This is a genomic window from Actinorhabdospora filicis (genome assembly GCF_030269765.1).
Classification (GTDB): Bacteria; Actinomycetota; Actinomycetes; order Mycobacteriales; family Micromonosporaceae; genus Actinorhabdospora; species Actinorhabdospora filicis.
The window spans coordinates 1,123,370-1,136,659 of the sequence record NZ_BSTX01000001.1 but is presented as its reverse complement, the minus strand read 5'-3'; the positions used below and the strand labels follow the sequence as shown (position 1 = coordinate 1,136,659).

Below are 13,290 nucleotides of genomic sequence, written 5' to 3'. Positions count from 1 at the left end.
CCCCTTCGATGCCCCTCGCGTTCACCCCTCCTTGGCGCCGGCCGAAGGTCAAGGCGCTCCTGCGCCGTGCCTACCGGCTGGTGGTGCGCCTGGCGCGTCCCGTACTGAGGACGTGGCGGGGTTCGCTCCAGTTCCGGGTCGTGGCCATCACCATGGTCGCCTCGACGGTGCTGGTGGGCGCGTTCGGGATCCTCGTCGCCAGCAGCATCAACGACGAGCTGCTGGAGCAGAAGTACGACGCGACGCAGTCGGCGATGGAGCAGGGCCGCAACGACGCCGTCACCGGCCTGCGCGGGCTGACCGGCCCCACCGACTACGACTTCGGCCCCACCGCCACCAAGCTCGTCAAGGACCTCGTCGCCAAGGGCGGCGGCGGTGACCTGAAGGTCATGCTGCTGCCGCTGCCCGCCACCCAGGAGCGGCTCCGGAAGCAGAGCCCCCAGCGCGCGACCGACGGTTACGGCTACCCCGTCGCGCCGGTGGACACCCTCGTCCCCGAGGACCTGCGCGAACGCGTCGCCGCCGGCGGCGACGGCCGCAAGATCACCCTGCTGTCCTTCGACGAGAAGGCCCCCGAGTCCTACGTGGTCCTCGGCGCGCCCGTCACCGTCGGGCAGGACACCGCCAACCCCAGCTTCGGCCTCTACTACTTCTTCCCCCTCGACGGCGAGCAGGCCGTCAGCGGCATCGTCGGCAGCGCCCTCCTCGTCGCCGGGCTCGCCCTCGTCCTGCTGCTGGCCGCCCTCGCCTGGCTGGTGACGCGCATGGTCGTCACACCGGTGCGCGCCGCGGCCCGCACCGCCCAGCGCCTGTCGGCCGGGCTGCTCCACGAGCGCATGACCGTCCGCGGCGCCGACGACCTGGCCCGCCTGGCGGGCTCGTTCAACCTGATGGCGGAGAACCTCCAGCAGCAGATCGTGCGCCTGGAGGAGATGTCGCGCCTCCAGCGCCGCTTCACCTCCGACGTGTCGCACGAACTGCGCACCCCGCTCACCACCGTCCGCATGGCCGCCGACCTGCTGCACTCCAGCCGCGAGGACTTCCCGCCCGCCGCCGCCCGCAGCGCCGAGCTGCTCCAGGACGAGCTGAACCGCTTCGAGGACCTGCTCGGCGAGCTGCTGGAGATCAGCCGCTTCGACGCCGGTTTCGCCCAGCTCGACGCCGAGGCCGTCGACCTCAACCCCATCGTGCGCTCGGTGGCGGCGTCCTTCGACTCGCTCGCCGAGCGCTGCGGCGTCGAGATGCGCCTGACCATCCCCGACTCGCCCACGATCGCCGAGGTCGACCCCCGCCGCGTCCAGCGCGTCCTGCGCAACCTCATCGGCAACGCCGTCGAGCACGCCGAGTGCCTCCCCGTCGACATCGAACTGGCCGCCTCCCACTCGGCGGTCGCGGTGAGCGTCCGCGACCGCGGCGTCGGGCTCAAACCCGGCGAGGAGAAGCTCGTCTTCAACCGCTTCTGGCGCGCCGACCCCTCCCGCGCCCGCCAGACCGGCGGCACCGGCCTGGGGCTGTCCATCAGCATCGAGGACGCCAAACTGCACGGCGGCTGGCTGGAGGCGGCCGGCGAGCCCGGGCGCGGATCGGTCTTCAGGCTGACCCTGCCGATGCGCGCGGGGGACAGGCTGCTGTCGTCGCCGCTGCCGCTGACCCTCCCGGGAGACCCGGCCGAGACCGCTACCGAGACCACTGCCGAGAGCCCATCCGAGATCTCCGACGCCGGAGGTGTGCCCAGTGGACAGACGTAGGAACGCGCTGCTCGCCGCCGGGGTGGCGCTCGGGCTGCTGATGACGACCACGGCCTGCGGGATCCCCGAGGACGGGCCGGTGGTGCCGCTCGGGCTGCAGAAGTTCGACCCGGCGAGCGGGTACACCGGCGGGGGCGAACAGGTCCCCTCCACGCGCGCCGACGAGTCGGTGGCCAACTTCCTCAAGGCGGCGGCGGGCGACCCGGCCAAACGCCAGAACCGCCTGGAGCGGTTCATGGCCGACAACAAGAAGGAACAGCGCTGGGGCGAAATCGAGGGCCTACCGCTGATCGACGACGTGAACATCGAGCCGGTGAACATCGGCAAGGTCCGGGTGACCGGGAAGATCATCGCGACCTACACCCTCGACGGGCAGATCCTGCCCCCGGAGACCGGCAACACCGATATCGACCTGACCTATCTCCTGACGCAGGACCCGAAGACCGATCTGTGGCTGTTCTCCGAGGCTCCGACGCAGATTCTGCTGACCGTGGCCCACTTCCGCGAGAGCTATGCGCCGGCGCCGATCTACTTCCTGAACAAGCCCGATCACCACAACGTGGTGGCCGACACCAGGTACCTGTTCAACAACGCACCACCCGAGCAGAAGACCGCCGACCTGCTGTTGTGGCTGGTGGCCGGGCCGTCCCAGGCGATGAAGCCCTTCGTCTACACCGCCGTGCCGCCCAACACGAACCTCAACTCGGCGGACATGAGGGCCGACGGCACGGTCGTGGTCGACCTGGACAGCGGCGCGGCGAACATCGACACCACCCTGATCCGCCCCCAGCTCGCCTGGACGCTTCGCTCGGTCAGGACGGAGCTGATCGGCGGGTTCGACCTTCAGGTCGACTCCATCTCGCGGGTCACCGGTTCGCTGGTCGACTCCCGTGCGACCAACCTGGCAAGCAGTCTCGTCCCCCGCGACCTGCGGCCCCGGGTGATCACCGAAGGCACCGTGCAGCCGCCCGTCCCCGGCGTGCCCGCGGCCACCTATCAGGGGCTGCGTTACGCCGTTCCGAACATCGCCGCGGGCAAGACCATCCTGGTGAGCCCGGAGGGGGTCCGGGTCGTCAAACCGCTGGGGGAGGGGCAGGTCCCGAAGAACCCCGACCCGACCTCGATCAAGATCACCGACCTGCCGCCCGGTGAGGTCGGACGTCCCACGTGGCTCAGTGACAGCATCGTGCTGATCCCGGTGGCCGGAAAGGTCTACGCGGCGGCCCTCGGGGACAAGGACACCACGAAAGCCTCGTCCGGGCCCGTCATGAACGCCACCGTCGGCCGCATCGCCATGTCGCCCGACGGCGCCCGCCTCGCCTACACCTCCGGGGGCCGCGCCCACTGGGCCGCGATCCAGGAAAACGGCGACGGCACCGTCACCGTGGGCGCGGCGCACGACCTCGGCCCCGACATGACCCAGGTGCGCGACGTCGGGTGGAGCCGGCAGGATCGCGTCGCCATCACCGGTGTCAGCTCGGATAAGCAGCACCTTGTTGAGTACTCCCTGGACAACGTCTTCGTGAAGAGCGTCGAGGACCTCGGTTCGGCGAGCGAGCTCGATGAGCTGGCGGTGAAGTGCGCCGACCCGTGGAACGGGCCGGGGACCGTCGGGGATCTGTACGTGACGGTGGGGGACACCGTCTACCAGTCGAGCTCGGGCGCCTCGCTGACCCAGTACCGCCCGGAGCCGGCCGACACGGCGTCCTCGCTGAAGGGCCGGGGCCTCTTCCTCCAGTAGGCGCCCGCCGTCCCCCGTTCGCTTAACCCGTACCCCCACGCAAGCGGCGGTCCCCGCCTCCGCGGGGACCGCCGGTCGTCGGTTCGCTCCGAGCGTCACGGGCCGGTCGGTGACCTGGCCTCACGCTCTCCGCGTTCCGGGTGTGCCTCGATGAGTTGTCGCGCGCGGCCGTTCTCGCCGATGCCGCGTCCGTTCGCCGGTCGCGTCTCGTCGGCCGCTTCGACGACGGCGCCTGCACGAGGTCGCGTCGTCGGTGTATCGGGTCTGCCGGCCGCATCGGCCCTGATTCCGCCAGGGCCGAGACTCGCCGTCGGGTCACCGCCGGGGGCCGGGCGGGTGTGGTCGCGCCCGGTCTGCGGTGTCCCTAGCTGTCGAGCCTGATGAGGCCGTACGCGTAGCCCTTGCGCCGGTAGACGACGCTCGCCTTGCCGGACTCCTTGTCCTGGAACAGGTAGAAGTCGTGGCCCACGAGCTCCATCTGGAAGAGCGCGTCATCGACGGTCATCGCGTCGGCCTTGTGGTCCTTCTCGCGGACGATCTGCCCGGGCAGTTCTTCGTCCACGGTGTCGGCATAGGGATCGAAGGATTCGAGGTCCTCACCGAACGCGGGGGACGGTGCGGTCGCTCCTGAGCCGTTCGGGGACGCCGAGCCCACGCCCACGGCCACGGGAAGCGAGGCGGTGGCGGCGGCCACGGAGACCGGTGTGCGGCGGCCGCGGTGGATGCGGCGCCGGTCGGCGGATTTGCGGAGTCGGTTGTTCAGTTTGCCGATGGCCACGTCCAGCGCGGCGTAGAAGTCCTGCGCGCACGCCTCGGCCCGGATCACGGGGCCCCTGGTGAGATAGGTCAGCTCGACGCGCTGGCAGCGCTCGGACTGACGCCGGTTGGGTTCGTGGTGGAGTTCCACCTCGACCCGGATCACCTTGTGGTCGTACTTCTCGACTTTCGCCAGCTTCTCTTCGACGAGCTGGCGGTAGTGCTCGGGCACCTCGACGTTACGGCCTTTGACAACGATTTCCACGCCTGACCTCCCACGCGATCACCACGTGATCTGACGATGGGTTAACCAAGGGGTTAACCGGGACTTCTGGATGGACCGGCCCGAACCGAAGGTTCGGCGGCCGGTGAGTCAGCAGAGCACCTCCTCTCCACCATCTCGATACCGTCGCGTTACCTTCTCGCGATGCTTGGAGCCTAGCCGCTGATCATCGGGATGTCACCGGTCGGCCCGGGTGAATCACTTCATCGCCCGCGTCGCGTAACCACAGGTTACGACCAGGTGGACGCCGGGAGAGCCGATCGGCGCAACCGCTCCGGGTGGATTTCGTCCCATAGGGGCGTCGCGGCCACCACCGCCGCCCCCACCGGCCGCCTCCCGAGCCCGGCGAGCACCCGCGAGGCCGCCGCGAGCGTCGCCCCCGTGGTCGCCACATCGTCCACCAGCACGAGCGACGCCGTCTCCGGCAACCCCGCCAGCCGCCTCCGCGCGCCCCACCGGGGAGCGAAAGCGTCCACCGCCCCGCGCAACCTCGCGTCCCGCCCCAGCCCCGCCGAATCGGCCCGCCCCCGCGCCCGCAACACCCGCAGCACCGGCACCCCCAACCGCCGCGCCGCCGCCTTCGCCAGCGGCGCCAGATGATCCCACCCCCGCCGCCGGCGCCCGGCGAACGTGGTCGGAACCGGCACCAGCGCGCTCGCACCCCCATGCGCGATCACCGCCCCCGCGAGCAGCTCACCGAGCTGCGGGAGCAGATCACGCCGATCGGCCTCCTTGTACGCCAGCACCGCCCGCCGCAACACCCCGCCGTACACACCCCCGGCCGCGAGAGGCGGCAACCCCGGCGGAGCCCGCCGCAACCCGACCCGGCCCGGGGCCAAGGCGGCGAGCGCGAGCAGGCAGGGCGGGCACAGTCCCGGGCGCAGCCGCGGGAGCGAGGTCCGGCAGGAGGCGCACTCGGCGAGCAGGAGGAGGGTGAGGGCGGAGGGCTTGGGTGGCTCGGGGGACGCCGCCGGGGGCGAAGTTGGGGTCATGCGGACATCTTGGGCGGGGATGAAGTGGGGCGCAAGTGGGCGAGTGGGATGCCTGTGGATTACTCGTGGGTTGTGGATAACTTCTGGCCGCCCGGGCATCTCGGCGCCGGGTGAGCGGGTTTCGTGCGCCTGCCCTGCCCCGCCGTGTGCGTGCGTGCTCTGTTGGTGGGGGGCTGTTGGTGGGGGCCCAGAGCCCGCCCCGCTGGGGCGAACGTAACCGGGCCGTACGCGTGCTCCACCAAACGGCCCATCGCAGAACCTGTGGATAACGTGCCGCATGTGGATAACCGGGGGGATGGTGAAGCCGGGCGCGTGAAGCGCGTGCAGCCGTGCCCGGTTCGGCGAACGCGGCCCGGAGCACTCGGTCGCCCCGCGCTGCCGCCCTGCTCAACCCCGCGCGGTCTCGGCCTGCCCCGCCCAAGCCCGGTGTGTCCGGCGACGCTCGCCGCCAAGGCCTCGCCGTGCCCCGCCCCGCCATGCCCGACTGGCCTCGCTGTGCCCGGCGGCGCTCGCCGCCCGCGCTTCACTGCGCCCGACCCCGCCTGATGGCGCTCGCTGACCCTGCCAGGCACCGCCGCGGTGCTCGCCGTCCGTGCCTTACCCCGCCATGCTCTGCCCGAGGCGCACGCCGACCCCGCCTCACCTCGCCCTGCCCCGCCCCACACCCATGCCCGGCGGCGCTCGCCGACCCGTGTTGGTGGAGCCATGGATCGGCGGGCCCGGGTCGGCGGGCCCTGGTCCAGCGGGTCGCCGGTTGTCGCCCGGCGCGTGGGCCACGCATCGCCATTCCGACGTGGTGGCCATGTGAGTGCGTTTCATTCGCCGGGGCGGGCAACAGAGCCAACCTCAGGTGCCCACCCGGATGAGTCGCGTGCTCACCGGGATGCGCGGCCGCCGCGTTCCGACGGACCTCGCGGGCACGTGAGGGCGGCCCACTTGGCCATGGCGTCAGTCGCATCGCCTTACCCTGGGGTCGCCCGTCGCGGCCGGGCCATGGCGCGCCCGCCACCCCGGCCAGCGCCGAGGCCGACCGAAACCGCCGCGACTGTCGCCACCGGTCATCTACGGCGGCACCCGAATCCGCCTCAGCCGCCACCGCGTTCATAACGGACTTCGCGGGCATGTGAATGCGGCTCGATTGCCCACCTCGGCACGTGAAAGCGGCTCACTCGCCCGCGCGGCGACCCGGACCTCGGTGCTGGTCGTGCCCCCGTTGAGGCCGCAGGTCTGCACCTACGCGGCGACCCGGTCCAGCGGCCCGGCCGCCGCCGAGGCGGTGCCGGTGGGGCCGCGCCCAGACCGGTGATGTGAGCGCCGGGGTGACCAGCCCTCGCCTCAGCTGCCGCCACCGGTCATCCCCGGCGCCACCCGAACCCGCCTCACCCGCCCCCGCCGCTCATCACCCGCCTCACCCGCCCGCCGCCTCCCGCACCACCGCCCACATCACCACGTCATCCCGCCCGCCGTCCGCCGCGGGGATCAGCGCGCGCATCACGCCCTCGCGCGTCCACCCCAGGCGCTCCATGATCGCCTGCGAGCCCGCGTTCCACGTCGCCGTCCCGGCCTCCACGCGTTCCGCCTTCGCCTCGGTGAACGCCCACTCCGTCACCAGCTTCGTCGCGCGGGTCGCGTACCCCTTCCCGCGCGCGGCCGAGTCCAGGTGGATGCCGAGCATCGCGGTGCCGGGGCCGCTCTTGAAGTACACGCCGATCGAGCCGACGTGTTCGCCGCTCCCGGCGTCGCAGATCGCCATGCGGGCGGCGGTGCCCGCCAGCCATTCGGCGTAGGCGGCGCGGGTGTACTTCGCGGCCTCGTCGCGGGTCGGGACGCGGGTGGAGACGGTGGCGCGCATGATGTCGGGGGTGTTCCAGGCGGCCCAGGTGGCTTCGATGTCGCGTTCGTCGATGGGGCGGACGAGGACGACGCCGTCGGTGAGGTGACCGCCGGGCAGGTCGGGGAGGGCGCGGGGTGTGCGCCCGGCGGGGTCGGTGGACAGCCGGGAGAACACGATCGAGTCGCCGAAGGACCCGTCGGCCAGCACGATCTCACCGCGCTGGACGCCCTCGCGGCGGTAACCGGCGGCGAGGGCCACCCGCTGGCTGGCGATGTTGGCGGGGTCGATGGCGAGGGTCGCGCGGTGGAAGGGCTGCTTGAACAGCCACTCGGTGACCGCGATCAGCGCCTCGCTCATGTGGCCGCGCCCGCGCTCCCAGGGCGCGGTCCAGTAGCCGATCTCGGCGGCACCGCGGCCCTTGTGCACGATCGGCAGGCCGATGACGCCGAGGAACCGCCCGGTCTCGCGGTCGGTGAGCGCCCACTGCGCGCCGCCCTCGTCGTAGGCGCGCATCGCCTGGTTGGTGATCCAGTCGAGGGCGTCGGCGACGGTGTACGGGTTGGGCAGGAACGGCAGGAACTCGCGCGTGGACGCCGCACCGCACGCCGCCGCGACGTCCTCGGCGTCGTCCACGCCGACCGCGCGCAACCGCAGGCGCTCGGTGACCAGCTCCTCCTGGGGAAAACGGAACTCGCTCACTACTGGTCCTCCTTCAATCGCGCCGCCAGCCAGGCGTCGCGCATCTCGCCACCGCGATGGGCGATCGCCTGCCGCAGCGTGCCCTCGAACGTGAAACCGGCCTTCTCCGCCACCCGGCGGGAACCCGCGTTGCCCACGTAGGCCTTCCAGGCGATCCGCTCCATCAGCAGGACGTCGAAACCGTAGGCGCACACCGCGTTCAGCGCCGCCGTCATGTAGCCGCGCCCGCGCGCCCAGAACGCCGTGTGGAAACCGACGTCCCCGGACCGCCGGTCACCGGCGTCCAGGCGCAGGTCGATCGTGCCGCAGGCGCTCTCGGCGTCCGCCAGGACCCACACCGGCCCCGCCCCGTCCCGCCACGAGCGGCGCCCGAAGTCCAGGAACCACTCCGCGTGCGAACGCTCATAGGGCACCGGCGTGGTGATCCACTGCTGCGCCTCGGTGTCACCGCACATCCGCACCAGCGCGTCCACGTCCTCTTCCCGCGCCGGACGCAGCCTCAGCCCCGGGACCGACGTGCTCAGCTCCGGCTGCTCACCGGAGAACGCAACCGCGCGGGCCCGCGCGACGTCATATCCGGGCGGCGGCGTGGCGCGCAGCTCACCGGACAGCAGATCACCCGTCCAGGTGTCGCGGCGCGAACCCCGCTGGTCGAGGCTCGCCCGCTGCCGCCCGGTCATGGTGAACCCGAGTTTCAGCGCGAGGAGGCGAGAGGCGTGATTCCCGACGATCGCGTCCCACTCGACCCGCGGGCAGCCCACGACGTCGAAGGCCCACGTGATCACCGCCCGCGCCGCGCGCTCGGCGACGCCACCGCCACGCGCCCACGCCGAGGTCCAGAAGGCGATCTCCATGACCCCGTGCCTCTTCGGAGTGAGGTTCACCATCCCCAGCACGCGCTCGCCATCGGTGATCACCCACCGGTAGTTGACGTCGTCGTGCCACTGCCGCAGCGCCACCGAGGCGAAGTTCGCCGGGAAGCGCTTCTCCCAGTCGAGCGGGACGAGCGTCCAGCGCATCACCTCCGCGTCGGTCATGGCCCGCGCCAGGTCGACGAGGTCGCCGTCTTCCGGCGCGCGCAGCGTGAGTCCATCGGCGGTGAGCGTGACCGGTTCCATGTGACACTCCTGGGTCGATGCGTGGGAGATCACTGGATCCTAGGACCGGCCCGCCGGGATCGCCGCCCGAGTTTTCCGGCGCCCCGTGACGCCGGGAACAACGTGACCGGAATGCGCGTTTCGGCGATCGCGAAACCTCCTCCGGCGGGCGTGTGTCGCTGTTCACAGCCGACCCGGGGACGCCGGGTACTCGCGCCTCCCACCTTTGTTTCAGCCCGCGTACGATTGCCCTGCAGGACGTCCCAGAGGAGCGGTGAACTAACCCGTGTCATTTCTTGAGAAGCTGCTGCGAGCCGGCGAAGGCCGGATGCTCAAGCGCCTTAAAGCCATTGCCGACGCCGTCAACTCGATCGAGGACGACTACGTCGAGATGACCGACGAGGAGCTGCGGGCGCAGACCGACGCGTTCAAGGAGCGCCTTGAGGAGGGCGAGACCCTCGACGACCTGCTGCCCGAGGCCTTCGCCGTCGTCCGCGAAGCCGCCAAGCGGGTCTTGGACAAGCGTCACTACGACGTCCAGATCATGGGTGGCGCCGCCCTGCACTTCGGCAACATCGCCGAGATGAAGACCGGTGAGGGCAAGACGCTGGTGTCGACCCTCCCCGTCTACTTGAACGCGCTCGCCGGCAAGGGCGTCCACGTGGTCACGGTCAACGACTACCTGGCCCAGCGCGACGCCGAGTGGATGGGCCAGGTGCACCAGTTCCTGGGCCTGACCGTGGGCGTGATCCTGCCCAACGAGCCGTCGTCGAAGCACCGCGAGGCCTACGCCTGCGACATCACCTACGGCACGAACAACGAGTTCGGCTTCGACTACCTGCGCGACAACATGGCCGCCACCAAGGAGAACCTGGTCCAGCGCGGCCACTTCTTCTCCGTGGTCGACGAGGTGGACTCCATCCTCATCGACGAGGCCCGCACGCCGTTGATCATCTCGGGCCCCGCCGAGCACTCCTCGCGCTGGTACACCGAGTTCGCCAAGATCATCGACCGGCTGAAGAAGGGCGAGGGCGAGGACTACGAGGTCGACGAGGGCAAGCGGACCGTCTCGATCACCGAGCGGGGCGTGGCCAAGGTCGAGGACCGCCTCGGCGTGGACAACCTCTACGAGTCGACCAACACCGCGCTCGTCGGCTACCTGAACAACGCCATCAAGGCGAAGGAACTGTTCAAGAAGGACCGCGACTACATCGTCCGCGACGGCGAGGTCCTCATCGTCGACGAGTTCACCGGCCGCATCCTGGCCGGGCGCCGCTACAACGAGGGCATGCACCAGGCCATCGAGGCCAAAGAGGGCGTGCAGATCAAGCAGGAGAACCAGACCCTCGCGACGGTCACCCTGCAGAACTACTTCCGCCTCTACGACAAGCTGTCCGGCATGACCGGTACCGCCACCACCGAGGCCGGCGAGTTCAACAAGGTCTACCGGGTCGGCGTCGTGGAGATCCCGACGCACCGGTCGATGGTCCGCGATGACCGCTCCGACGTCATCTACAAGACCGAGGCCGCCAAGTTCGAGGCCGTCATCGAGGACATCGTCGAGCGCCACGAGCTCGGCCAGCCGGTCCTGGTCGGTACCGTCAGCGTCGAGAACAGCGAGCTGCTGTCGACGCTGCTGAAGAAGCGCGGCATCGCCCACGCGGTCCTGAACGCCAAGTACCACGCCCGCGAGGCCGAGATCGTCGCGCAGGCCGGCCGCAAGAGCGCCGTCACCGTCGCCACCAACATGGCCGGTCGAGGCACCGACATCCTCCTCGGCGGCAACCCCGAGTTCCTCGCCGCCGCCGAGCTGCGCCAGCGCGGCATCACCGAGGACGACGGGGACAAGTACGCCGACGAGTGGGAGTCGGCCCTCCAGCGCTGGAAGGAAGAGTGCGACCGCGAGGGCGAGGAGGTCATCGACGCCGGTGGCCTGTACGTCCTGGGCACCGAGCGGCACGAGTCGCGCCGTATCGACAACCAGCTGCGCGGCCGCGCCGGACGTCAGGGCGACCCGGGTGAGTCCCGGTTCTACCTCTCGCTGGAGGACGACCTGATGCGGCGCATCAACGCCGCCGCCGTCCAGGCCGTCATGAACCGGCTGAACATCCCCGACGACGTGCCGATCGAGTCGAAGATGGTCACCCGGCTCATCCGCAACGCCCAGTCGCAGATCGAGCAGCAGAACGCCGAGATGCGCAAGAACGTCCTCAAGTACGACGAGGTCATGAACCAGCAGCGCACCGTCATCTACGACGAGCGCCGCATGGTCCTCGACGGCGAGGACGTCAATGACCAGGTCACGAACATGATCGACGACGTGGTCACCGCCTACGTCACCGGCGCCACCGCCAACGGCTACGCCGAGGACTGGGACCTGGAGGAGCTGCACAAGGCCCTCAAGCTGCTCTACCCCACGACCTTCGACTACGAGAAGTACGAGGAGGAGGGGTCCCGCGACAAGCTGGACGCCGAGTCCCTGCTCGAAGAGGTCCTCAAGGACGCCCACGACGCCTACGCCAGGCGCGAGGAGACGATCGGCGAGGAGGACATGCGCTACCTGGAGCGTCGCGTCCTGCTCACCATCATCGACCAGAAGTGGCGCGAGCACCTCTACGAGATGGACTACCTCAAGGAGGGCATCAACCTCCGCGCCTACGCGCAGCGCGACCCGGTCGTGGAGTACCAGCGCGAGGGCTTCGAGCTGTTCAGCCAGATGCTCGAAGGCATCAAGGAGGACACGGTCCGCTTCCTGTTCAACGTGGAGGTTCAGGTCCGCGAGTCCGAGGACGACGAGGAGGCCTCGCCCGCCGACAAGGTCGGCGTCGGTCCCCAGGTCGGCACCAAGGCCGGTGACATCGCCGAGGCCGCCAAGCGCAAGCCGTCGCCCTCGCGCATCGAGGTGAAGGGCCTGCGCGAGAACAAGCAGCCCCAGCGCCTCCAGTACACCTCGCCGACCATCGACGGCGAAGCGGGCAGCGGAGCCGTCCAGGTCGAGTCCGAGGACGCCTCCTCGCCCACCCGCCGCCGCAGCGGCCCCGGCTCGGCCACCGCCGCCGGTGCCAAGCAGGCCGCCCCCGGCCAGGCCACCGGCAGCGGCCCCAGCCGCAACGGGCCCTGCCCCTGCGGTTCGGGCAAGAAGTACAAGCGCTGCCACGGCGCCCCCGGCGCGTAACGCGCACGGTCGTTCGTAGTGTGAGGCCCCCGCTTCGGCGGGGGCCTCACGCGTGCCGGTTGCAGATCTGGACGTGCAGCTCGCCGTAGGAGTTGCGGCCCGCCATCCCCCGCGGGCGGCCCAGCCCGATCTCGGCGCAGCAGTGCGCGTCCGGATCGGCCGCCAGATGCGCCGGGCAGTCCTCGGCCAGTGCCCGCAGCGACTCTCCCGCCAGCTCGAAGGCGAGGCGGCTGCCGACGACGAAGAGTGTGTCGGCGGCGACGTCCCACGCCAGCCGGTCACGGAACTCCCGGCGGGCGGTGAGTTCCCGATCGCCGGGCTCGGGAGCCCGAAAAGCGCGCTCCGGCAGCGTGATCGTTCGAGCCGCCGCAACCCCCGCCCGCGCCCGAACCGCCTTCCACCGCGAGACCGGAAACCCCAGCCCGTGGTGCAGCAGAACCAGGTCGAGCCGCCGCCCGCCGTACTCCTCGCCGCAGGTGACCGGGCTCGACCGCAGCGGCAGGTGGATGAGCGAGCGAGGGGATCGCGAGGCCAGCCACCAGGCGAGCGCGAGATCCCGGGCCGCGGCCTTGTCGACGGACATGTGCCACCCGAGGTAGCCGTCGCGGAGTGAGGCGTGCGCGGGGGGACGGGCCGGGCGGATGACGCGGTGGGGGTGACCGGGGAGGTGGGGGGTTCGGGCGGTGTGGACGACGGTGCGCCAGCGGTGGCCGGTGAGGCGCATGGGGGCCTTTCGGTGGGGGATCGGGGTCGGGAGCGGCGGTGGAGGACCAGGGTAGGCGTGGGGGAGAGGTGGGGCGAGCGGAAAAGCGGCCGCCGGTCGAGCGGCCCCAGGGCTACGAGGGGTGCACGGCCGAGCCCGGCTCACGCTGTGCAGAAGCGGCCGAGTCATGAACGGCCGAGTCACGAACCACCGAGTCACGAACCGCCGGGCCGTGAAGCCGCCCGATCGCGAAACCGCCGGG

The 13,290-nt window shown here is 70.9% G+C and carries 8 protein-coding genes; 3 read left to right on the top strand and 5 right to left on the bottom strand.

Annotation, left to right across the window (positions count from 1 at the left end; translation table 11 throughout):
• Positions 1-8: 8 nt before the first annotated feature.
• Together mtrB and QSK10_RS05225 are read left to right on the top strand one after the other, a co-directional pair.
• Positions 9-1,748 carry an MtrAB system histidine kinase MtrB gene (mtrB, locus tag QSK10_RS05230; RefSeq protein ID WP_285661434.1) on the top strand — a complete coding sequence of 580 codons (1,740 nt, stop codon included), beginning with the start codon at positions 9-11 and terminating at the stop codon, positions 1,746-1,748.
• Positions 1,735-3,489, top strand: a complete 1,755-nt coding sequence (locus tag QSK10_RS05225; RefSeq protein ID WP_285661433.1) for an LpqB family beta-propeller domain-containing protein — start codon at positions 1,735-1,737, stop codon at positions 3,487-3,489. The genes mtrB and QSK10_RS05225 overlap by 14 nt, the downstream gene beginning before the upstream one ends.
• 364 nt (positions 3,490-3,853) lie before the next feature.
• Here QSK10_RS05225 and hpf read toward each other — a convergent pair whose 3' ends face one another.
• The 4 genes from hpf to QSK10_RS05205 form a co-directional block, all read right to left on the bottom strand.
• Positions 3,854-4,510 (bottom strand): ribosome hibernation-promoting factor, HPF/YfiA family, encoded by a 657-nt coding sequence (hpf, locus tag QSK10_RS05220; protein WP_285661432.1) that lies wholly within the window; start codon positions 4,508-4,510, stop codon positions 3,854-3,856.
• 248 nt (positions 4,511-4,758) lie between these two features.
• A complete protein-coding gene (locus QSK10_RS05215; RefSeq protein ID WP_285661431.1) occupies positions 4,759-5,520 on the bottom strand; it encodes a ComF family protein in 762 nt (253 codons plus the stop codon).
• 1,408 nt (positions 5,521-6,928) lie between these two features.
• Positions 6,929-8,053, bottom strand: a complete 1,125-nt coding sequence (locus tag QSK10_RS05210; protein ID WP_285661430.1) for a GNAT family N-acetyltransferase — start codon at positions 8,051-8,053, stop codon at positions 6,929-6,931.
• On the bottom strand, positions 8,053-9,171 hold the full coding sequence (locus QSK10_RS05205) for a GNAT family N-acetyltransferase (RefSeq protein ID WP_285661429.1): 1,119 nt from the start codon (positions 9,169-9,171) through the stop codon (positions 8,053-8,055). Before QSK10_RS05205 ends, QSK10_RS05210 begins: the two co-directional genes overlap by 1 nt.
• Before the next feature lie 265 nt (positions 9,172-9,436).
• On the opposite strand from QSK10_RS05205, the gene secA reads away from it, so the two are divergent.
• Positions 9,437-12,325 (top strand): preprotein translocase subunit SecA, encoded by a 2,889-nt coding sequence (gene secA / locus QSK10_RS05200; RefSeq protein WP_285661428.1) that lies wholly within the window; start codon positions 9,437-9,439, stop codon positions 12,323-12,325.
• 46 nt (positions 12,326-12,371) lie between these two features.
• On the opposite strand, the gene QSK10_RS05195 is transcribed toward secA, so the two are convergent.
• A complete protein-coding gene (locus tag QSK10_RS05195) occupies positions 12,372-13,049 on the bottom strand; it encodes a hypothetical protein (protein WP_285661427.1) in 678 nt (225 codons plus the stop codon).
• Positions 13,050-13,290 lie beyond the last annotated feature (241 nt).

Excerpts from the sequence above, each read along its gene's own strand:
- mtrB (WP_285661434.1), top strand. The coding sequence starts at position 9 with ATGCCCCTCGCGTTCACCCCTCCTTGGCGCCGGCCGAAGGTCAAGGCG.
- QSK10_RS05215 (WP_285661431.1), bottom strand. The coding sequence starts at position 5,520 with ATGACCCCAACTTCGCCCCCGGCGGCGTCCCCCGAGCCACCCAAGCCC.
- QSK10_RS05205 (WP_285661429.1), bottom strand. The coding sequence starts at position 9,171 with ATGGAACCGGTCACGCTCACCGCCGATGGACTCACGCTGCGCGCGCCG.
- QSK10_RS05195 (WP_285661427.1), bottom strand. The coding sequence starts at position 13,049 with ATGCGCCTCACCGGCCACCGCTGGCGCACCGTCGTCCACACCGCCCGA.